We start from the raw sequence: 19,073 nt of genomic DNA on the forward strand, positions 1-19,073 counted from the left end.
CGTGACGACCACGGCGACCTCCCAGACACCCCGGCCCCGGAGCGCGCGGCGCACTGCGCACGCGGCACTCGCGTGCGCGCTCACCGCGCTGTGCGTCGCAGGGCCGCTCGTTGCGGGGCCGGCGGCAGCAGCAGCCGACGACTCCGGGGCCGGGGTCACGCACGTCGAGGTCACCGGCAACCGGATGCGCGTCCTGGTGGCCGTGCCGCCGGACGCGGACGTCGACCTCGAGGGCGTGACGGTCGACATCGACGGCACGTCCGCGACGGCCGAGGCACAGCCGGCCGCCGGCTCCGGGAAGGTACGGCGGACCGCGGTGCTGGCCATCGACACCAGTGACTCGATGCGCGGTGAGCGCGCGGCCGCCGCGCACGAGGCGGCGCTGACCTTCCTGGACACGGTCCCGGCCGACGTCTACGTCGGCATCGTCACCTTCGACGGCCAGGTCGCGACGCCGCTCTCCCCCACCCTGGACCGCGACGACGCGCGGTCGGTCGTCGACGGCCTGGACTTCGGCCACGGCACCCGGCTCTTCGAGGGGATCGAGGCCGCGATCGCGCTCGCCGGCGAGGACGGCCAGCGCTCGCTGCTCGTCCTGTCCGACGGCGCCGACACCACGAAGACCCCGCTGTCGGACGTGACCGACGCCCTGAAGGACACCGACGTGCTCCTCGACGCCGTCTCCCTGCAGGCGCAGGACCCGTCGCTCGCCACCCTCGCGGCGGCCGGGAACGGCCAGCTCATCAGTTCCAAGCCCGACGCGCTGGCCGCGGCCTTCGCCGAGGAGGCCGACGCACTGAGCCGTCAGGTGCTCGTCACGGTGACCGTGCCCGACGACGTCACCGCCACCGAGGGCAACGTGACGGTCAGCCTCCCCACCGGGACCGACACCCTCACGGCCACGGCGTACACCACGGTGCGCGCAGCGGCTCCGAAGGCCGACGCCCCCACTCCGGTCGCCGCAGCCGCGAGCGGCTCGCTCCAGCTGCCCGCGTGGGCGATGTACGCCGGGATCGCGGCGGTCGGCGTCGGCGTGCTGCTCCTGCTGCTCGTCCTCGTGCCCGCGAAGCCGAAGCCGCTCGGGGCGGCCGCGCGGGTGGACGCCTACATCGGCGGTCAGCACTCGTCGACACCCGCACGCCAGACCGAGACGCTCGCGCCCGTCCGCGAGGCGGCGACCCGGGTGCTGTCGCGCAACCGTGGGCTCGAGGAGCGGATCGGCCTCCGCCTCGAGGGAGCCGGCAGCGAGCTGCGTCCACCGGAGTGGCTGCTGGTGCACTCCGGCATCGCCGCCGCGAGCACCGTGCTCGGCCTGCTCCTCACCGGCGGCAGCGTCCTGGTCGGCTTCATCGGCCTGGCGATCGGCGTCTTCGGGCCGTGGCTCTACCTCGGCCGCCGGCGCGCCAAGCGGCGCAAGGCCTTCAACGCCGCACTGCCCGATGCCCTCCAGCTCATGGCCGGCGCGCTGGAGGCGGGGTTGTCGCTCCCCCAGTCCGCAGACACGATCGTCAAGGAGGGCATCGAGCCGATCTCCTCGGAGTTCCGGCGGGCGCTCGTCGAGACCCGGCTCGGTGTCGACCTCGAGGACGCCCTCGAGGGCGTCGCCGAGCGCCTGGAGAGCGAGGACCTCGGCTGGGTGGTCATGGCCATCCGGATCCAGCGACCGATCGGCGGCAACCTCGCCGAGCTGCTCGCGACGGTGGCCGCCACGATGCGTGAGCGCGAGTACATGCGCCGCCAGGTCGCCGCGCTCGCTGCGGAGGGCAAGCTCTCCGCGTGGGTGCTCGGCGGCCTGCCGCCGGCGTTCCTGCTCTACCTGCTGCTCACCAACCGTGACTACGTGATGCCGCTCTTCACCACCCCCATGGGGTTCGCGATGTTGGCCGGCGCGGGCACCTTGCTCGCCGTCGGCGTGTTCTGGATGAGCAAGATGGTGAAGGTGGAGGTCTGAGATGGTCCTGCTCTTCGTCCTCGGGGTCGGCTTCGTCGCCGTCGCCCTGGCCCTGACCGCAGCGGCCCTGCGACCAGGGGTCCAGCCGGGCGGCGTCGCCCGCTCGATCGCTGTCCTCGAGTCGATCACCTCCCCGGCCCCGACCTCGCTCACCCGCGAGATCGACCCGCCGTTCGGGGAGCGGATCCTCGAGCCGATGCGCCGCCGGGCGCTGCGGATCGGGCGACGGCTCACCGGCGCCGACTCCTCCGAGCGGCTGCGGCACAAGCTGGACCTCGCCGGCAACCCACCGGGCTGGACCGTCGACCGCGTGGTGTCAGGGAAGGTGCTCTGCACCCTCGTCGGGTTCACGATCGCGCTGTCGCTCTCGCTCGTGCTCGAGGTCGCCCCGATGACACGGATCGCGTTCCTGGCGGTCGGCGCGGCGGTCGGCTGGTTCGGCCCCAACCTGTACCTCTACCAGCGCACGTACGAGCGCACCGAGCTGATGCAGCGCGAGCTGCCCGATGCGATCGACCTGCTCACCATCTGCGTCGAGTCCGGCCTCGGGTTCGACGCGGCCATCCAGCAGGTCGCCCGCAGCACCGACGGACCGCTGGCCGACGAGTTCAACCGGATGCTGCACGAGATGCAGATCGGCAAGGGCCGCGGCGACGCGCTCCGCGCCCTGAGCGAGCGCAGCAACGTCGCCGACGTCCGCTCCTTCGTCGGCGCGATGGCACAGGCGGACGCGTTCGGCATCCCGGTCGCCCAGGTGCTGCGCACCCAGTCGCACGAGATGCGGGTACGCCGCCGGCAGCGCGCCGAGCAGCGGGCCCAGCAGGTGCCGGTCAAGATCACGGTCCCGCTGATCTTCTGCATCCTCCCGTGCCTCTTCATCGCGGTCATGGGTCCGGCAGCCATCTCGATCATGGGCAGCGGTATCGGCCAATGAGCAGACGGAGTGCACGGGTGGGCTCGGAGCTGACGGCGGCCCAACGCAGGCGCCGCGGCCTGGCCGGGATCGCGCGGATCTTCGGCCTGGTCGCCGTGCTCGCGCCGGCCGTCTCGTCCCAGGAGGGCGAGGTCCTGCTCGGCGTCGCCACCGTCGGCCTGGTCTGGGCGGCTACCCAGGCGGCCGAGCGCCGGATGGTCCGCGGCATCTTCAGCGTCGAGCTGGTCAGCGCCGCTGCCGTCGGCCTCGTCTGCGCCGTGACCTGCGACCTCGCCGAGGTCTCGGGCCCGGGCATCCTCGGGGTCCTCGCCATCCCGCCGGTCACCGGTGCGATCCTGCGCGGCGCCCAGGCCGGGATGTTCGTGCTCGGCGCGGGCTTCGGGGTCTTCGTGACGGTCGCCTGCATCGCCGACGCCATGACGATCCAGCTCGCCAGCACGACGTTCACCTGGTTGCTCACCGGCATCGGCTTCGGCCTGATCGGCGCGGCCCTGCACAGCACCCTGCTCGGGTCCGACCAGCTCGCCGCGCACCGGACCGCGCAGGGCCTCATCCACCAGCTCGCGTCGGTCTCCGACCGCCTGGGCTCGCCCCTGGAGCCCGAGGTGCTCGGCACCGACCTGCTCAACCGGCTCAGCACGTCGCTGAGCGACGCCGACCTGCCGGCGCGTGGGCTGATGCTCCAGGCGCCGAACGACGGCGAGCTGGTCTGGGTGGCCGGCGCGTCGACCGGCACGAGTGCCGAGCTGGCGCTGCGCGCCGTGGCGCGGGCTCGCCCCGCCATCACCGGCCACTCGTTCGCCCTGCCGCTGCTGAGCGACGGCCGGGTCGTCGCGGTCGTCTCCGGCCACCTGTCCCCCACCGTGGACCGGATCGCCCTCGGCGAGCGGCTCCAGCGCCTCGGCGGCGGCCTGGAGGACCAGGCCGTCGTGCTCGAGACCGCCCTGCTGTTCACCCGCTTCCGCAACACCGCGACCGTCGCCGAGCGGCGTCGGCTCGCCCGCGAGATCCACGACGGCGTCGCCCAGGACCTGGCCTCGGTCGGCTACCTGCTCGACGCCATCAACGGGCACCCCGATCCGCTCGAGCAGGCTCAGCTGCTCGACCAGCTGCGTGGGTTCCTCGGCGGCGTCCTCTCCGACCTGCGCCGCGCGCTCGTCGAGCTGCGCACCGACACCGGGCCGGGCCAGAGCCTGGGCGCCGCACTGGACGACATGGCACGCCACGTCCAGACCCTCACCGGCATCGCGTTCCACGTGCGCGTCGACGAGCAGGGCGCCCGGCTGCGCCCGGAGGTCGAGTCGGAGCTGCTCCGGATCGGCCAGGAGGCGATCACGAACGCCGTGCGGCACTCCGGGGGCAGCAACATCTGGGTGACCTGCCGGGTCGCGGCGCCGTACGCCGAGGTGAGCGTGAGCGACGACGGCTGCGGGCTCGGCACCGCACGCGCCGACTCCCACGGCCTGCAGATCATGCGGGAGCGCGCCCGCCTCATCGGCGCCGAGCTCCTGCTCACCTCCCGCCCCGGTGGCGGCGTGGTGCTGAAGGTCCGAGCGCCCGGTGCGCTCGGCACCAACGACCTCGACTCGGGCACCGAGTCGCAGACCGGAAAGGTCTCCGCATGACTACGCCTACTACTGGCCAGATCGCCACCCCCACCACGGTGCTGCTCGTCGACGACCACGACCTGGTCCGCGCGGGACTGCGCGGAGTCTTCGACCGTGAGTCGGACCTGGCCGTCGTGGGTGCCGCGTCCACCGTGGCGGAGGCCATGACGACGTACGCCGAGCTGCGCCCCGACGTTGTCGTGACCGACCTCCAGCTTCCCGACGGCACCGGCATCGACATCGTGCGGGCCATCCGGCGAGGCAACGACCGCACCGGGCTGGTCGTGCTGACGATGCACACCGGTGACCGGCCGCTGCTGGCTGCGATGGATGCGGGTGCGTCGGCACTGGTCGGCAAGGATGCCCCCTCCTCCGACGTCGTCAACGCGGCCCGCCGTTCCGTGGTGTCACCGCGGTCGTTCGCAGCGGCCGGTCTGCTCCAGGCCCTCGGTCGTCGGGCCGCCCGCGAGTCGGGGCGCCTCTCGGACCGGGAGACCGAGATCCTGCGGTTGCTCGCCGACGGGTTGGGGATCGGTGAGATCGCCGGCGAGCTCTACATCAGCCGGTCGACGGCGAAGACGCACGTCGCCCGGATCTACCAGAAGCTCGGAGCCGCCAACCGCGCCCAGGCCATCGTGATCGCGATGCGCACCGGGTTGCTCTCGAGCGTCGACACGATCGGGGTCTAGCCCGACCGCCGGCCCACGCGGGGCCGGGTCAGTTGTCGCAGTCGGCGTCTCCGCCGTTGGCGGACGCGATCTGCCCGGCCAGCTTGTCGCAGCCGGGGTCGAACAGGGTGTCGCGGACCATGCCGCCGAGCGTGAACACGACCGTCACGACCAGGGCGGCGATGCCGGCCACGAGCAGGCCGTACTCGACGGCGGAGGAACCGGTCTCGTCATGAGCTCGCATCAGCTGCTCCTCGCTGCCGACGGGGTGTCAGGAGTACAGGGTGTCCCGAAATGTGTTTCGGCCGTGGTCCGCGTTGCGGGGGTCGCGGACCACGGCCGAAGCTGGGATGGATCAGGCGATGATCAGGTGCAGTCGGCGGTGCTGGCGCTGTTGGTCGCCGCGGCCTGCTCACCCGAGATCGAGTCACAGGTGTCCTGGAACGTGTCGCTGATCATGCCGCCGAAGATGAAGACGACGGCCACGATGAGGGCCGCGATGCCGGCCACGAGCAGGCCGTACTCGACGGCGGAGGCGCCGGCCTCGTCGCGCTCGGCGCGCGAGGTGTGGAGAAGGTTGCGCAGGTGCTCCATGGTGAATCCCTTCAAGTTCGCACCGGGCCGGTGGGGGTACCGGTTCTGCCGGTCCGGGGCTTGCCCCGATGACAGGAATCCTTCTCCGCCCCGTGGTTGAGCGGGATCGGGTGATGGTCTCGACCGGAGTAGTCCGTTCGGGCCATGCCGGTCGGCCGAACGTCCGGCCACCCCAGTGGCCGGCAGTCGCTCAGTAGTCGCGCTGGGCGAGCTGGCGGGCGATCGCGATCCGGGTCAGCCCGATCGGGTGCGAGCCGAACCAGAACTGGGACGCGGCCGGCGGGGTCGGGTCCGCGAGCGAGCGCAGCGCGAGCTCGCGCTGCACGGCCTCGAAGGCCCGGGCGTCCCGGGTGACCTCGAGGGCGTCCACGTCCGCGCGCGTCTCGATCTCACGGCTGATCGCGTTCTGCACCGGCGAGGAGAGCAGCGTGCCGATCGCCACCAGCGCGAGCACCAGCGGGACGACGGCGGGGTCGCGCATCGGAGGACGTCCGCGTCCAGCCAGCGCACCGACGAGCAGCGCGAGCAGGCCGACCCCGAACACCGCCCCCGCGGCCCCGATCAGGGTGCCGGTCCGGGGGTCGTCGTGCTTCGCGTGCGCGAGCTCGTGCGCGACCACCGAGAGCGTCTCGTCCCGGGGCACGTCGTCGACCAGGTTGTCGTAGAGCACGACCCGCCGGGTGCTGCCGAAGCCGGACACGTAGGCGTTCAGGGTCGTCGTACGCCGGGAGGCGTCCGCGACCAGGACGTCGTGGATCGGGACGCCCTCCTGGTCAGCGAGCGCCAGCACCTGGGTGCGCAGGGGGCCGTCCGGCAGCGACGTGAAGTCGTTGAAGATCGGCTCGACCAGCACCGGGTAGACGAACGACCCGAGCACGACGAGCCCGCCGGCCAGACCCGCGGCGACGGCGGGCCAGGCGCGCTCCCAGCGACGGGCGCAGCCGATCAGCACGACCAGCAGGACGGACGTGGCGAACACCTGCACCGCCTCGGTGCGCACCAGGTCGGCCGCGAAGCCGCCCCAGCCCTGCCTGCTGAGCCCGTAGTCGAGGACGTGGCGTCGCATCAGCACCGCGAACGGGAGGGTGATCACCCGGCCGGCGATCACGACGACCGCGACCGCGAGCACGACCCGCACCCACCACCAGCCGGGCAGCCGGCCGACGAGCCGCGGACCCCACCGGCTGAACCCGAGCACGCAGGAGACCACGAGCGAGACCGCGAGCGAGCTCCAGCTCCAGATCCGCGCCCAGCGCGAGTAGTCCTCGGCCCGAGCGATCTGCTCGGCCGTGAACACCGACGCGGCCGGCACCGGGTCCGGCGTGCCGCCGGGCACCGGGTGCCAGGGCACCAGCAGGACCGCGAGCACCACGAACGCGATCCCTCCGATCGCGGTGACGACCAGCGCCACGCGGCGGTCCGGGGCCGGCCTCACGAGGCCAGCCCCTGGAGCTCGCTGCGCCAGTCGGCGGTCAGCTCGGGGACCGTGAACCCGGTCTCGGACCGCAGCGCGTCGGCGAGCGGCCGGCCGCGGTCGACAGCTCGGTAGAAGCCCACCAGCGCCGGCTCCCCGCGCTCCTGCGCGATCAGGCGGCACGCCAGCCAGGCGCTCTCGTACGTCGCACCGAGCCGCGGCGTCCGGGCCCCGAACGCCGACTCGTCGGGCAGGTGCCGCGGCGCGCCGCCCCGTCGTACGGCGGCGATGATCTGGGCCGCCGACCGGTCCACCGGGAGGTCGACGTCGCGCAGCGCCACGTAGTCGGCGAAGCCCTCGAGGAGCCACAGGGGCGTCGTGCTGTCCCAGGCGCCGGTCGCCACGTGCGTGGCCTCGTGGCTCATCACGACCTGGGCGCCGGTGGGTCGCAGGCTGCCGAAGACGTCCGGGTTCACGAACACGTGGACGGGCGAGCTCGGCGCGGTGGAGCCGTCGGCCGACGTCGTCACCGCGGCGATCTGGTCGTAGTCGCCCTGGTCGGCGCCGAGTGCCGCCTCGAGCGCGTCCACGGACGCCGGAACCTCGACGACCAGGCCGCGGCGCCAGGTCGGCAGCACGCGTCGCACGACCGGCACGGCCGCCTCAGCGCGGGCGGCGTAGCGGTCGGCCGCGTCCGACGAGCCCGCGACGACGACCAGCGTCGACGGCGTACGACGCACCTGCACCGGGCCGGACAGCCAGACCGGCGAGACCCGTCCTCCCCCGCCGAACCCGGCCAGGGCGACCCGGTCGCCGTCGTCGACCAGGTGCGCGTCGACCTCGGCCCGGCCGGACACCGTGTCGAAGCCCCGGAACCGCCAGGTCGCGTCGACCGCGGCGTCCCAGGCCCCGTCGGAGGTCGGTGCGCCGTCGTCGTCGACGTAGCGCAGCGAGAAGTCGCCGACGTCGAGGTGGTCCGCGTTGGCGACCAGCGCCGCCAGGGCGTCGGCCGCCGCCGGGTCGTCCTCCGGCGCCAGCGCGCGGGCCGCGTCCTGGTCGCGCTCGCGGACGGCCGTCTCGAACGCGGCGAGCGTGGTGGTCGCGAGCATCGGCTCGACGCTGGGCCGGGCGGCGTGCGGCGACGGCGCGACGTAGGTGTCGTCGTCGGTGAGCGACCAGGCGAGCAGGCCGGAGGCGACCAGCAGGCACAACGAAAGGCCGGCCACCCACCAGAGGGGGCGACCGGCCTTTCGCGGCTGATCTGGGGTGACGCTCACCAGGGCATTCTGCCCGGTGCGGCCAAGAGGTCGGGACTCAGCCGGGGCGCACCGCGCCGACGTACGGCATGGCGTGCAGGCTCGTGACGCGGACGCCGGAGCTGGGGTTCTCGGCGTTCACGATCATGCCGTTGCCGATGTACATGCCGACGTGGCTGATCGGGCTGTAGTAGAAGACCAGGTCGCCGGGCTGCAGGTCGGACTCCGCGATGTGCGGGCCGGTGCTGTACTGCGCGCTGGAGGAGTGCGGCAGGCCGACGCCGGCCTGGGCCCACGCCATCATCGTCAGGCCGGAGCAGTCGAAGGCGCTCGGGCCGGCGGCGCCGTAGACGTAGCTCTTGCCGACCTGGGCCATCGCGTACTGGACGGCGGCGGCCGCGCGACCGGAGACCGGGACGTCGGACGGGACGCGCACGACGCCGCGCGAGAGCATCTCCTCGCGCTCCTTGTCCTTGAGGTCGCCGAGCACGGCCTGGGCCTCGGCGAGCTTGTCGTCGACGACCGCCTTCTCCTTCGCCAGGACCTTCTCGGTCTCGGCGACGTCGGCGGCGCGCTTCTCGGTGGCGCTCTGGCGGATGCTCAGCGCCTCCGCCTCGGTGGCGTACTTGTCGAACAGCTGCGACTGGAGGTCGTTGAAGGCCGACATCGTCGAGAGCTGCGCGAGGAACGACTGCGGGTCGTCGGACAGCGCGACCTGGCCGACGGTCGAGAGGCTCTGCCCCTCGTACTGGCGCACGACGGAGTCCTGGACCTGGCCGCGCACCTCCTCGAAGGCGTCGTCCTGGCGGTTCTGATCGGCGCGCAGCGAGTCCAGGTCGCCCTGGAGGTCGCGGAGCTCGAGCTTGGCGTCGTTGTAGCGCTCCTGAGCCTGCTCCGCCTGGTGGTAGAGCGTGTCGACGCGCTTCTGGACGTCGTCGATGCTCGGCTCGGCCTGGGCGGGGTTGGTCGGCATGAAGCCGACCGCGGCGATCATGGCGCCACCCGACAGGATCGTGATGAGTCGCTTGCGGCTCTTCTGCACGGGCGGGCGTTCTCCTTGTGACGTCGTACGCCTACCGGGTGAGCTGACGGATTCGGGCACGACATTTGCCCTACCCCGCTCCGGCGCGGCCCGAGTGCCGCCGCCTTCACGGGGATTCACCCCTGGCAGCAGGCGGACCTGCTGCCGATGGTTCCCCGGCTCCGGGCTCCCCGACAGGTCGACGAGCCCGAACTCAGCGCGGTGGCCGCGCGCACCTGAGTGATGCACGTCCTCGGCCACCTGAGCGACTGAGGTTAGTCTGCGCCCCCACTGTCGCCAAACTCTCCATCGGCAACGCGCCGTAAATTTACAAGGAGTTTGTGCGCGGCCCTGCCGAATCGGGTGTCCACCTGTCACACAGGTCACATCCGTCCCAGCGGCCACAGGCGTCAGGAATCAGGAGTCAGGGATCAGGCCGACTCCATGTGCGGCGGGTCGACCGGCCGGACCAGTCGCAGCGGCGGCACCAGCCCGCTCTCGGCCAGGACGTCGAGCGCGCGCTGCTCGTCGTCGTCGAAGGTCAGCTCGGGCGGTGGGCCGAGCAGCACCGTGACCACGCAGTCGTGGCAGTGCAGCCCGCGCACCTCGCAGGTGTCGCAGTCGATTCTCGTGCTCATGTCAGGAACGCTCCCAGCCGCCACCGACAGTGGGGTCCGAGACGACGGCCCGCCGGCGTGTCGCCCGCACGACGGCCCACGCGAGGAGGGCCAGGAGCAGGTCGCCGCCGGTGAGCAGGGCGCGGGTCAGCAGGGCCAGCGCGGTGGCCGTGGTGACGCCCGTGACCGGCGCGAGCAGGGCGACCAGGGTGACCTCGCGGGCGCCGATGCCCGCGGGGGCGAGCACGACCAGCACGCCCACGGCGTACGCCGCGGTGAAGGCGCCGGCGGCGACCGGGAAGAGGTCGACCGAGGGCGTGGGCGCGAGCGCGATGGTCGCCGCGGCGTAGCACGTCCAGGTGACCGCCATCAGCCCGACCAGGACGCCGACGGCGCCCCACGTGAGGCGCAGCCGGCCGGAGGCTCCCGCGAGCCGCGAGCCGATCCGCTCGACCACGGGGGGCAGCAGCCCGACGACGCACCCGATCAGGCCGAGCACGACCAGCCACAGCCGCAGCCCGGGCCGCCACCACCCCGAGACGGCGAGAAGCCCGGCGACCAGGCCCGAGGTGGCGAGGTTGAGCCACAGGAACATCAGCGAGGTGCCGACCGTCACCCGCATCGGCACGTCGAAGCCACGCGCCAGGTCGGCGTGCGCGCCCATCGACCACACGGAGCCGGGGATGTACTTGCCGAGCTGACCGACGAAGAAGACCCGCTGACCCTCCCCCGGCGGCATCCGGTGGCCGTAGCCGGCGAGCAGGCGCAGCCACGCGACGCTGGTGACCAGCAGCCCGGCGAGCACGAGCGCAGCGGCCACCACGAGGCCGACGACGGACGTGCGCTGCACCGTGTCGAGCAGCTCCCCGCCCCGGTCGTGCAGCCCCCAGAACGCGAACCCGAGGACCGCGACCAGGAAGACCCCGCGGAGCAGGTCCATGAGGCGGCCGCGGCTCATGTGCGCACCTCGCGTCGCGGGACCGCGATCACGGCGGTCCGGGTCGGGTACGGCAGCGACGGCGTGAAGCCCCGGGTCCAGGTCACCCGCAGCCGGGGGCCCAGCGCCTCGATCGCGTCGCGGTAGCGGGCGCGGTCGACGTTGTCGAAGACGATCAGCCCGCCTTCGGCGAGCCGGTCGAGGGCGCGCACCAGGCAGGCCTCCCGGGCCCGGCCGTCGATCACGATCAGGTCGAACTCGCCCTCGACGCGGTCGACCGCGTCGGCGTACGCCGTGAAGTCGAGCCCCTCGAAGCCCGGCTTGGCCGAGGTGATCCCGCCGGAGCCGCGACGCGGCTCGACGACGAGCAGGTGCACGGTGTCGAGGTCGCGCGCGCTCAGCTCCCGGGCCATCCGGCCGCCCCAGGCGGCGTCGTGCTCGATGCTGGCGACGGAGGCGACGCGGCGTGCGAGCCACAGGGTGGAGGCGCCGGAGCCCCACTCCAGGACCCGCGCCTGCGGGCGGGTGCGCAGGAAGTCGTCGACGACGTCGATCGCGTCGAAGGTCCACCAGGGCACGCCGAGGCGGAACATGTCGTCGGCGTCGTAGACCGCGAGCAGGGAGCGCACCCACAGCCCGCGACGGGACCGGGCGGCCGCCCGGTCGAGCAGGGCGAGCAGCCCGGTCGCGGCGAGGACGGACCGCAGGGCACGCGTGGCCCAGACGTAGAGACCCTTCATCGGACGCCCCCCTCCTCGAGCCGTAGTCCGAGCACCCGGACGTCGTGGTCGGCGTCGCGCACCCGGACCAGCAGCCGCCCCTCGCCGTCGCGCGCCGCGAGGCCCGCGGGGACGGCGGCGCGCAGGGTCGCGTCGTCGCCGGTCACCGGCACCGACTCCCCGTCGACGTCGAGGGTGACGCCGTGACCGCCCTCGACGTCGAGCACGACGACGAGGTCCTCGCCGCGCGCCCACGCCGGCAGGGTGAACCCGATCTCGGCCGATTCCCGCGACAGCCCGACGCCCGGCTCCACGTGGCCGCCGCTCCAGCCGCCCAGCAGCGCCGAGCCTCCGTTGCCGTCGCTGGTGAACGTGAGACCGCCCGCCGGGTAGCCGGTCGTGACGAGGTCGCACGTCGCGGCGTACGACATCGTCATCGTGCGCCACCACATCCGCCGGGTGACGTCGGCGAACCGCGTGCAGTTGGCACCGATCCGGTCGACCCCGCTCATCACGGCGAGGAACTCCGTCTCGGGCGCGGCCCAGGTGCCGCTGCGCAGGTCGTCGTACGGCGCGAGCGGGCCGATCGGGTCCGTCGTGCAGTCCTCGTGGCCGTCGTTCGACCAGCGCATGAAGTCGTCGCCCGCTCCGTTCGGCTGGCAGGTCACCCAGCCGCCCTGCGGGACCTCGGGCGCGAGCTCGCGGACGCTGGTGCGCCAGTAGTCGGTCGGCAGCTCGAAGTCCGACCAGTGCTCGGCGACCGTCGGCGCGAGCAGCATCGCGGGCACCGTGCGGACCGTGTAGTTGTATGGGAAGACCTGGGCCTGCACGACCACCGGGACGACGACGGCGGCGCCGACGAGCAGCGGGACCGAGACCCGGAGCCAGGTGCGCCGCTCCCCCGTCACCGCGCCGAGCAGCACGGCGGCGCCGACGGTCGCGAGCACGGCCAGGGCCGGGTAGGCGAAGAGCAGCTGGCGCAGGCCGTTGTAGAGGTTGGAGCCGCGCACGATCGAGAGCACCGGCAGGGTGAACGCCTGGAGCAGCACCAGCGCGAGGACGGCCCGGCGGGTGTCGCCGGTCTGCCGGCCCCGCCAGAGCCGGCGTACGACGACGACGGTTCCGAGGCCGCCGAGCAGCAGCAGGAGCGTCGGCACCTCGGCGAGCAGGAACACCGGGATGTACCACCGGCTGACGCTGCGGTCGCCGAAGCGGGAGGACTCGAGGACCGAGCCGAACAGGGCGTCGACCGGGGTCGCGAAGGGCGCCGGGTAGACGAGCGCGACGATCCCGACGGCGACCGCGAGCGCGGCGCCGATGACGAGCACCCCCGGCAGCCGGCGGGCGCGCGGGAGGAACGCCGCGGCGACGAGGGCGGCCAGGGCCAGGCCCGGCCAGATGCCCGGACGGGTGCCGGCGGCGAGCACGATGCCGGCCACGAGGGTCGCGGCCCCGACTACGGTGTGGCGTCGATCGGTCGCCATCACGACGACGGCCAGGCCGAGCGTGGTCAGCGTGTAGCCGGTCGCGACCGGCACGTCCTTCACGTTGAACATCGCGTGCCCGGTCCACGCGGGCATCGCCGCGAGCATCGCGGCGGCCATCAGCCCCCACGACCACCGGTGCAGCGCCAGCCGCGCGAGGGCGGCGACGGACGCCAGGCACCCGAGCGAGAGAAGGCCGAGGCCGAGGTGGCGCACGGCGTACGCCGTCGCGGTGGCGGACACCTCCCCGGAGCCGTCGGTGCCGGCGCCGAGCGACCACAGGTGCAGCAGGCCCATCGTGATCGGGGCGTAGACGAACTGCTGGTCCTCCCAGGGTCCGGGCTCGCCGTCCAGGAGGTCACCGTTGAGGAGGTACCAGCCCGGTCCGAGGTAGTTGCGCATCCGCAGCACGTGGTAGGTCTCGTCCCAGGACACCCCGGTGCGCCAGCCTCCGACGAAGACCATCACGGTGGTGACGGCCAGCACGACGACGCCCACCGCGAGCAGCGGGCGCGGCACGCCGGACGTCACGTGCGTTGGCCCAGTCCGCGGTTGCGGGCGTGCACCACCATCTCGGCGAGCAGGCCGAAGAGCGTGAGCTGGAGCCCGACCATCACCATCAGGACGCCGGCGATGAGCAGGGGCCGGTCGCCGATCGGGTCGCCGAGCGCCTTGACCACGGTGAGGTAGCCGAGGGTCATCATGCCGAGCAGCAGGCTGGCCATGCCAACCGCGCCGAAGAGGTGCGAGGGCCGGTTCTCGTAGCTGAGCAGGAAGCGGACCGTGATCAGGTCGGCGAAGCCGCGCCAGAACCTGGCCAGGCCGTACTTGCTCGACCCCGACATCCGGGCGTGGTGCTCCACCGGCACCTCGGCGACCCGGTGCCCCATCCCGTGGGCGATCACGGTCAGGTAGCGGTGCATCTCGCCGTACAGCATCGGCGAGACGTCCTCCGCGACCGCGGCCCGCATCACCTTGTAGCCGGAGTTGAAGTCACGGCCGGGCGCGCCCGAGAGCAGGGCGGTCGTACGGTTGTAGACGCGCGACGTGGTGCGCTTGACGAAGCGGTCCCGGCGGACCAGGCGGGCGCCGGTCACGAGGTCGGCACCGGCGTCGACCTCTGCGAGCAGGCGGCCCAGCTCGGCCGGGTCGTCCTGGCCGTCGGCGTCCATCATCGCGACCACGTCGGCGCCACCGTCGAGGGCGCGACGGAAGCCGCGCTGGAGCGCGGGCGCCTTGCCGAGGTTGTGCCGCAGCGTCTCGAGCTCGAGACCCGCGTGCTCGGTCATCAGCTCGATGACGACCTTGCTGGTGTCGTCACGCGACCCGTCGTCGACCACCAGCACCCGGCCCAGGGGGTCGAACGCCGTCACCTCGGCGAGCAGGCGGGGCAGCAGCACCCGCAGGTTGTCGGCTTCGTCGAGCGCCGGAAGTACGACCCACAGCACGTCCGCATGCTCGCGAGCGCGGATGAACGAACCGTGAGCGACGCGTGGCGTGTCGGTGGCCGGTGCGGGTCACGCCTTCGCGGCGTCGTACGCCTGCTGGATCTCCTCGTTGGAGGCGGCGGAGCGCTGGGCGACCCGGACCGAGTTGCCGAACGGGTCGCGCGCGCCGAAGTCGGTGCCGTAGGGCTGCTCGACGACCTCCTGGGTGATCTCGCCCCCGGCGGCGACCACCGCGTCGTACGTCGCCCGCACGTCGTCGCTGGTCAGGAAGAGGCCGCCGAGCGCGCCCTTGGTGAGCAGGTCGCGCACCTGCGCGGCCGTCGCCTCGTCGTGCACGGGCGCGCCCGGGACGGTCAGCAGCACGTGGTGCTCCGGGTCGGAGGGCAGCGCGATCGTGAGCCAGCGCATGAAGCCCATGTCGACGTCGTTGGTCACCTCGAACCCGAGGACGCCGCAGTAGAACGCGAGCGCCTCCTCCTGGTCGAGCACGTGCAGGGTGGTGGTCTGGAGGGACTGGATGTGGTTGGTCATGGCGGGAACGCTACGGCCCGCCGGACAGGGTCCGCTTCTCCGAAACGACTGTCCCTTCCCGGGGCCTGGTCCACGCGGCGATGAAGCACGACGGGACGTCCACCGGCTCGTGCTGGACGCGGAAGTCGCTGGGCGTGCGACCGACGATCGAGGTGAACGTCCGGCTGAAGGTGCCGAGGCTCGCGAACCCGACGTCCCACGCCACCTGGGTCACCGGCCGATCGGTCTGACGCAGCAACGTCATCGCCCGCTCCACCCGGCGCCGCTGCAGGTAGCGGTGCGGCGTCTCACCGAAGGTGTCCTTGAACACCCGCGAGAACCGCGAGGCGGACAGGTGGGCGACGGCCGCGAGCGCCGGCACGTCGAGCGGCTCGGCGTAGTGGCGGTCCATCGCGTCCCGGGCACGCAGCATCCTCCGGTTGGTGTCCTCTGACGGGCTCGGCACGCGCTCGACGCTAGCGCAGCGTTGGAGCACGGCTCCTCAGCGCGCGAGCAGCGCCAGCAGCGCGTCGGGGTCGACGACCCGCGCACCGTCGCGGCCGACGTCGACGGCCACCTCGCGGTCAGCGGTGACGACCAGCACCACGCGGCCGGTGGGCTCGACGGCGACCAGCTCACGGATGACGTCGTCGGCGATCACGCCGCGCGGGCTGTAGAGCACGCGTACGCCGCGCGGTGCGACGACCGGCGGCCGGTGGTCGGTCTCGGCGGCGTCGAAGACGACCGTCGTCTCGACACCGGTGCGAGCCACGACCGCCGCGAGCCCGCCGGCCAGGCGGTTGCGCTGCGCCTCGAGCGACGAGCTGGGCCAGGCGCGCTTGCTGACGTTGTAGCCGTCGACGATCAGACGGGCCCGTGGCATCGCGAGGTACTGCTCCAGGAGGCCCGGGTCCGCCGCCCCCAGCGCGCCCGCCGAGCTCGGGGTGCGTACGCCGGCGGCCGCGACCTCGGCCTCGACCCGGTCGGCGGGCGAGCCCTCGACGGTGGGCAGGCCGAGCTCACGGCGCAGCCCGGTCGCGGCGTCGATCACCGACTCCAGCAGCAGCCGGGCACGCATCGTCACCTCGTCCCGCTCGGCCCGCGCGTCCCGGCGGGTCTGGGCGGTGTCGGCCTCGCGGCGCTCGACCTGGCCGCGCAGCTGACGGTTCTCCTTCTCGAGCGCGGCGACACGGGACTCGGCCTCGGCGCGCGCCCGGGCCAGCTCCTCCTCCGCCCGCTCGGCGCGCGCGGTCGACTCGCGCTCGGCGGACCGGGCCTCCCCGAGCCGGCGCCGCAGGGTCGCGTGGTCGGCCTGGTGCTCGGCGCGGAGCTCGTCCTCGCGCTCCTGCTGCGCGGACCGCAGCTCGCGCACCGCGTGCTCCGCCTCCGTCAGCCGTCGCCGCAGCCGGTCCAGCTCACGGTCGCGGGCGTCGCCGGCCGCGGTCGTCTCCTCGATCCGGGCCAGCCGCTCCGCGACCAGGTCCGCCCAGCCGTCCGGGCGGGTGATCCAGGTGCGCGCGACCACACCGACGTCGTCGGCGTCGTCCGGGTCGGGGCGGGCTGCGACCTGCACGGCCACGCGCTCGCGGACCTCGTCGTCGCCCAGCGCCTCGGCGATGGCACTCGCACCCAGCCGGGCGCGACGCGCGGGCGCGAACGCCGCCACCCGTCGTACGGCGGGGGGCAGCGTGGGCACGTCCGGCAGCACGTCGGCCACCTGGGCGACGACGCGGGTGCGGACCGGCTCGGGAAGCCCGGCGAAGGTGGTGTCCACGGACGTCAGCTCGTCTCGAGGTCCGCCGGCTCGTGGCGTGCGACCAGCTCGATGGCGTCGGAGCGGCCGCACCAGCGGCAGGTCACGAGCTCGATCGACTCGGCGCGCACCTCGGTCTCCTCCACACGGTGCTCGCCGGCGAGGTCGAAGTGCCAGAACTCCGTCGTACGACGCGTCCCGGTGACGTCGAAGCGGGTGAGGTTGCCGCAGCCGGCGCAGCGCCAGCGCTGCCCGTCGTCCGGCCTCGACACCGCCATCGCTCCTCCTCCCACTCCTCCGTGGTGGGCTCACCCTACGGCCGGGCCCCAGCGCGCCGCCGCAGGATTGTCGGTGGCCGCCTCTAGCGTCGCGGACATGAGCAGTTGGGAGGTGCAGCGCAGCTTCGACGAGCTGGGCCGCCCGCTGCGGGACATCACGTTCTGCGTCGTCGACCTGGAGACGACCGGCGGATCCGCCGAGGGCGGCTCGATGATCACCGAGATCGGGGCCGTGAAGGTGCGCGGCGGCGAGGTGCTCGGCGAGTTCCAGACGCTGGTCAACCCGCGCACCGACATCCCGGCGTTCATCGCCGTCCTCACCGGGATCACCAACGGCATGGTCTCGGACGCGCCGCCGATCGAGTCGGCCCTGCCCGCGTTCCTCGAGTTCGCCGCCGGCTCGGTGCTGGTGGCCCACAACGCACCCTTCGACGTCGGCTTCCTGCGCTACTTCGCCGACCAGCAGGGCCGCGGGTGGCCGGCGTTCGAGGTGCTCGACACCGCCAAGCTGGCCCGCCGGGTGATCACCCGCGACGACGCGCCCAACTGCAAGCTCTCCTCGCTCGCCAAGGCGTTCAACTCGCCGACGACGCCCAACCACCGCGCCCTCGAGGACGCCCGCGCGACCGTCCACGTGCTGCACGGGCTGATGGAGCGGCTCGGCGGCGTCGGGGTGCACACCCTCGAGGAGCTCCAGACCTTCTCCTCGCGGGTCAGCACCGCGCAGCGCCGCAAGCGGCACCTGGCCGAGGGTCTCCCGCACGCCCCGGGCGTCTACCTCTTCCGCGACGACCGGGCCCGGGTCCTCTACGTCGGCACGTCCCGCGACCTGCGCAGCCGGGTGCGCTCCTACTTCACGGCGTCCGAGACCCGCTCCCGGATGGGCGAGATGGTCGGGATCGCCACCGTCGTCGACGGCATCGAGTGCGCGACCGCGCTCGAGGCGGAGGTCCGCGAGCTGCGGCTGATCGCCGAGCACAAGCCGCGCTACAACCGGCGCTCGCGGTTCCCCGAGCGCGTCCACTTCGTCAAGCTGACCCGGGAGCCGTGGCCGCGCCTCTCGCTGGTGCGGCGGGTGCTCGACGACGACGCCGACTACCTCGGCCCGTTCTCCTCGAAGAAGACGGCCGAGAAGTGCCTGGCTGCCCTCCACGACACCTTCCCGATCCGCCAGTGCTCCGACCGGATCTCCCGCACGCCCGGCGGCGGCCGCAGCCCGTGCGTGCTCGCGGAGATGGGCCGCTGCCTGTCCCCGTGCGACGGCAGCGTCGACGAGGCGACGTACGCCGCGGTGGTCCGCCAGCTGCGCGACACGCTGCTGCGCGACCCCGACGAGGTGGTCGACGCCATCAACGCCCGGATGGCCACGCTCGCCGACGACGAGCGCTTCGAGGAGGCCGGGCACCACCGCGACCGGCTGGCCGCGTTCGTCCGCGCAGCCGCCCGCACCCAGCGGCTCTCCGCGCTCACCCGCTGCCCCGAGGTCGTCGCCACCCGCCGCAACGACGCTGGGCGGTGGGAGGTCCACGTCGTCCGCTTCGGACGGCTGGCCGCGGCCGGGGCGATCCCGGCCGGCGCCGACGCCGTGGCGTACGTCGAGTCCCTGCGACTCTCCGCCGAGACCGTCCGCACCGGTCCCGGCCCGGTGCCCGCCGCCACCGCCGAGGAGACCGAGAAGGTGCTGCGCTGGCTGGAGTCCCCCGGCATCCGCCTCGTCGACGTCGACGGGGAGTGGACCTGCCCGGTCGCCGGAGCGACCCGGCACCTCGCCGTGCACGACGCCGTCAACCAGTCCCGGCTGTCGCTGGTGCCCTTCGGCGAGCGCCGCGAGCTCACGACGGTGCACCAGCCCACGAGATAGCCCACGAGATAGGGTCCGGAC

At 73.4% G+C, this 19,073-nt stretch carries 19 protein-coding genes and 1 riboswitch; of the genes, 5 read left to right on the plus strand and 14 right to left on the minus strand.

Annotation, left to right across the window (positions count from 1 at the left end; genetic code table 11):
- Position 1: 1 nt before the first annotated feature.
- From ASC77_RS03615 to ASC77_RS03630, 4 genes are read left to right on the plus strand one after another with little or no spacing between them, the layout of a single operon-like run.
- Positions 2–1,951, plus strand: coding sequence for a type II secretion system F family protein (locus tag ASC77_RS03615; protein WP_156390898.1), 1,950 nt, complete (start codon positions 2–4; stop codon positions 1,949–1,951).
- A gap of 1 nt (position 1,952) precedes the next feature.
- The gene (locus tag ASC77_RS03620; protein ID WP_056148887.1) at positions 1,953–2,885 is read left to right on the plus strand and encodes a type II secretion system F family protein; all 933 of its coding nucleotides are present in this window, start codon (positions 1,953–1,955) and stop codon (positions 2,883–2,885) included.
- Positions 2,882–4,510 carry a sensor histidine kinase gene (locus ASC77_RS03625; RefSeq protein ID WP_156390899.1) on the plus strand — a complete coding sequence of 543 codons (1,629 nt, stop codon included), beginning with the start codon at positions 2,882–2,884 and terminating at the stop codon, positions 4,508–4,510. The genes ASC77_RS03620 and ASC77_RS03625 overlap by 4 nt, the downstream gene beginning before the upstream one ends.
- On the plus strand, positions 4,507–5,181 hold the full coding sequence (locus tag ASC77_RS03630; protein WP_056148891.1) for a response regulator transcription factor: 675 nt from the start codon (positions 4,507–4,509) through the stop codon (positions 5,179–5,181). Before ASC77_RS03625 ends, ASC77_RS03630 begins: the two co-directional genes overlap by 4 nt.
- A 28-nt stretch (positions 5,182–5,209) precedes the next feature.
- Here the strand turns inward: ASC77_RS03630 and ASC77_RS03635 are convergent, their stop codons facing one another.
- The 14 genes from ASC77_RS03635 to ASC77_RS03700 all read right to left on the minus strand — a co-directional run bounded on the left by ASC77_RS03635 (position 5,210) and on the right by ASC77_RS03700 (position 17,191).
- The gene (locus ASC77_RS03635; protein WP_056148892.1) at positions 5,210–5,404 is read right to left on the minus strand and encodes a Flp family type IVb pilin; all 195 of its coding nucleotides are present in this window, start codon (positions 5,402–5,404) and stop codon (positions 5,210–5,212) included.
- 122 nt (positions 5,405–5,526) lie between these two features.
- The gene (locus ASC77_RS03640) at positions 5,527–5,754 is read right to left on the minus strand and encodes a Flp family type IVb pilin (protein ID WP_056148893.1); all 228 of its coding nucleotides are present in this window, start codon (positions 5,752–5,754) and stop codon (positions 5,527–5,529) included.
- Positions 5,755–5,944: 190 nt separating this feature from the next.
- The gene (locus ASC77_RS03645) at positions 5,945–7,189 is read right to left on the minus strand and encodes a M48 family metallopeptidase (RefSeq protein ID WP_056148894.1); all 1,245 of its coding nucleotides are present in this window, start codon (positions 7,187–7,189) and stop codon (positions 5,945–5,947) included.
- Positions 7,186–8,445, minus strand: coding sequence for a hypothetical protein (locus tag ASC77_RS03650; RefSeq protein WP_156390900.1), 1,260 nt, complete (start codon positions 8,443–8,445; stop codon positions 7,186–7,188). The genes ASC77_RS03645 and ASC77_RS03650 overlap by 4 nt, the downstream gene beginning before the upstream one ends.
- Before the next feature lie 37 nt (positions 8,446–8,482).
- Positions 8,483–9,466, minus strand: a complete 984-nt coding sequence (locus tag ASC77_RS03655; protein WP_056148897.1) for a C40 family peptidase — start codon at positions 9,464–9,466, stop codon at positions 8,483–8,485.
- Between the two features lie 12 nt (positions 9,467–9,478).
- Positions 9,479–9,660, minus strand: a riboswitch (cyclic di-AMP (ydaO/yuaA leader).
- Positions 9,661–9,876: 216 nt separating this feature from the next.
- A complete protein-coding gene (locus ASC77_RS03660) occupies positions 9,877–10,083 on the minus strand; it encodes a hypothetical protein (protein WP_056148899.1) in 207 nt (68 codons plus the stop codon).
- A 1-nt stretch (position 10,084) separates the two neighbouring features.
- A complete protein-coding gene (locus ASC77_RS03665) occupies positions 10,085–11,020 on the minus strand; it encodes a lysylphosphatidylglycerol synthase domain-containing protein (RefSeq protein ID WP_056148901.1) in 936 nt (311 codons plus the stop codon).
- Positions 11,017–11,739, minus strand: a complete 723-nt coding sequence (locus ASC77_RS03670) for a class I SAM-dependent methyltransferase (RefSeq protein WP_056148903.1) — start codon at positions 11,737–11,739, stop codon at positions 11,017–11,019. Before ASC77_RS03670 ends, ASC77_RS03665 begins: the two co-directional genes overlap by 4 nt.
- A complete protein-coding gene (locus tag ASC77_RS03675) occupies positions 11,736–13,721 on the minus strand; it encodes a hypothetical protein (protein WP_156390901.1) in 1,986 nt (661 codons plus the stop codon). The genes ASC77_RS03670 and ASC77_RS03675 overlap by 4 nt, the downstream gene beginning before the upstream one ends.
- A gap of 8 nt (positions 13,722–13,729) precedes the next feature.
- On the minus strand, positions 13,730–14,650 hold the full coding sequence (locus ASC77_RS03680) for a glycosyltransferase family 2 protein (RefSeq protein ID WP_056148907.1): 921 nt from the start codon (positions 14,648–14,650) through the stop codon (positions 13,730–13,732).
- 69 nt (positions 14,651–14,719) lie between these two features.
- Positions 14,720–15,181: a VOC family protein gene (locus ASC77_RS03685; protein ID WP_056148908.1), complete on the minus strand. Its 462-nt coding sequence runs from the start codon at positions 15,179–15,181 to the stop codon at positions 14,720–14,722.
- 10 nt (positions 15,182–15,191) lie between these two features.
- Positions 15,192–15,626, minus strand: coding sequence for a helix-turn-helix domain-containing protein (locus ASC77_RS03690; protein WP_235547433.1), 435 nt, complete (start codon positions 15,624–15,626; stop codon positions 15,192–15,194).
- A gap of 36 nt (positions 15,627–15,662) precedes the next feature.
- A complete protein-coding gene (locus tag ASC77_RS03695) occupies positions 15,663–16,934 on the minus strand; it encodes an NYN domain-containing protein (protein ID WP_056148911.1) in 1,272 nt (423 codons plus the stop codon).
- Between the two features lie 5 nt (positions 16,935–16,939).
- Complete coding sequence (locus ASC77_RS03700; protein WP_056148914.1) at positions 16,940–17,191, minus strand: hypothetical protein; 252 nt, start codon at positions 17,189–17,191, stop codon at positions 16,940–16,942.
- Positions 17,192–17,288: 97 nt separating this feature from the next.
- Here ASC77_RS03700 and ASC77_RS03705 point away from each other — a divergent pair, with 97 nt between their 5' ends.
- Positions 17,289–19,052, plus strand: a complete 1,764-nt coding sequence (locus ASC77_RS03705; protein WP_056148917.1) for a DEDD exonuclease domain-containing protein — start codon at positions 17,289–17,291, stop codon at positions 19,050–19,052.
- Positions 19,053–19,073 lie beyond the last annotated feature (21 nt).

Source organism: Nocardioides sp. Root1257 (genome assembly GCF_001425175.1).
In the GTDB taxonomy this organism is placed as follows: Bacteria; Actinomycetota; Actinomycetes; order Propionibacteriales; family Nocardioidaceae; genus Nocardioides.

Bases quoted from the DNA above. Each gene is read 5' to 3' on its own strand.
- ASC77_RS03685 (WP_056148908.1), bottom strand. From the start codon at position 15,181: ATGACCAACCACATCCAGTCCCTCCAGACCACCACCCTGCACGTGCTC.
- ASC77_RS03635 (WP_056148892.1), bottom strand. From the start codon at position 5,404: ATGCGAGCTCATGACGAGACCGGTTCCTCCGCCGTCGAGTACGGCCTG.
- ASC77_RS03700 (WP_056148914.1), bottom strand. From the start codon at position 17,191: ATGGCGGTGTCGAGGCCGGACGACGGGCAGCGCTGGCGCTGCGCCGGC.
- ASC77_RS03630 (WP_056148891.1), top strand. From the start codon at position 4,507: ATGACTACGCCTACTACTGGCCAGATCGCCACCCCCACCACGGTGCTG.
- ASC77_RS03620 (WP_056148887.1), top strand. From the start codon at position 1,953: ATGGTCCTGCTCTTCGTCCTCGGGGTCGGCTTCGTCGCCGTCGCCCTG.
- ASC77_RS03660 (WP_056148899.1), bottom strand. From the start codon at position 10,083: ATGAGCACGAGAATCGACTGCGACACCTGCGAGGTGCGCGGGCTGCAC.
- ASC77_RS03665 (WP_056148901.1), bottom strand. From the start codon at position 11,020: ATGAGCCGCGGCCGCCTCATGGACCTGCTCCGCGGGGTCTTCCTGGTC.
- ASC77_RS03640 (WP_056148893.1), bottom strand. From the start codon at position 5,754: ATGGAGCACCTGCGCAACCTTCTCCACACCTCGCGCGCCGAGCGCGAC.
- ASC77_RS03670 (WP_056148903.1), bottom strand. From the start codon at position 11,739: ATGAAGGGTCTCTACGTCTGGGCCACGCGTGCCCTGCGGTCCGTCCTC.
- ASC77_RS03705 (WP_056148917.1), top strand. From the start codon at position 17,289: ATGAGCAGTTGGGAGGTGCAGCGCAGCTTCGACGAGCTGGGCCGCCCG.
- ASC77_RS03625 (WP_156390899.1), top strand. From the start codon at position 2,882: ATGAGCAGACGGAGTGCACGGGTGGGCTCGGAGCTGACGGCGGCCCAA.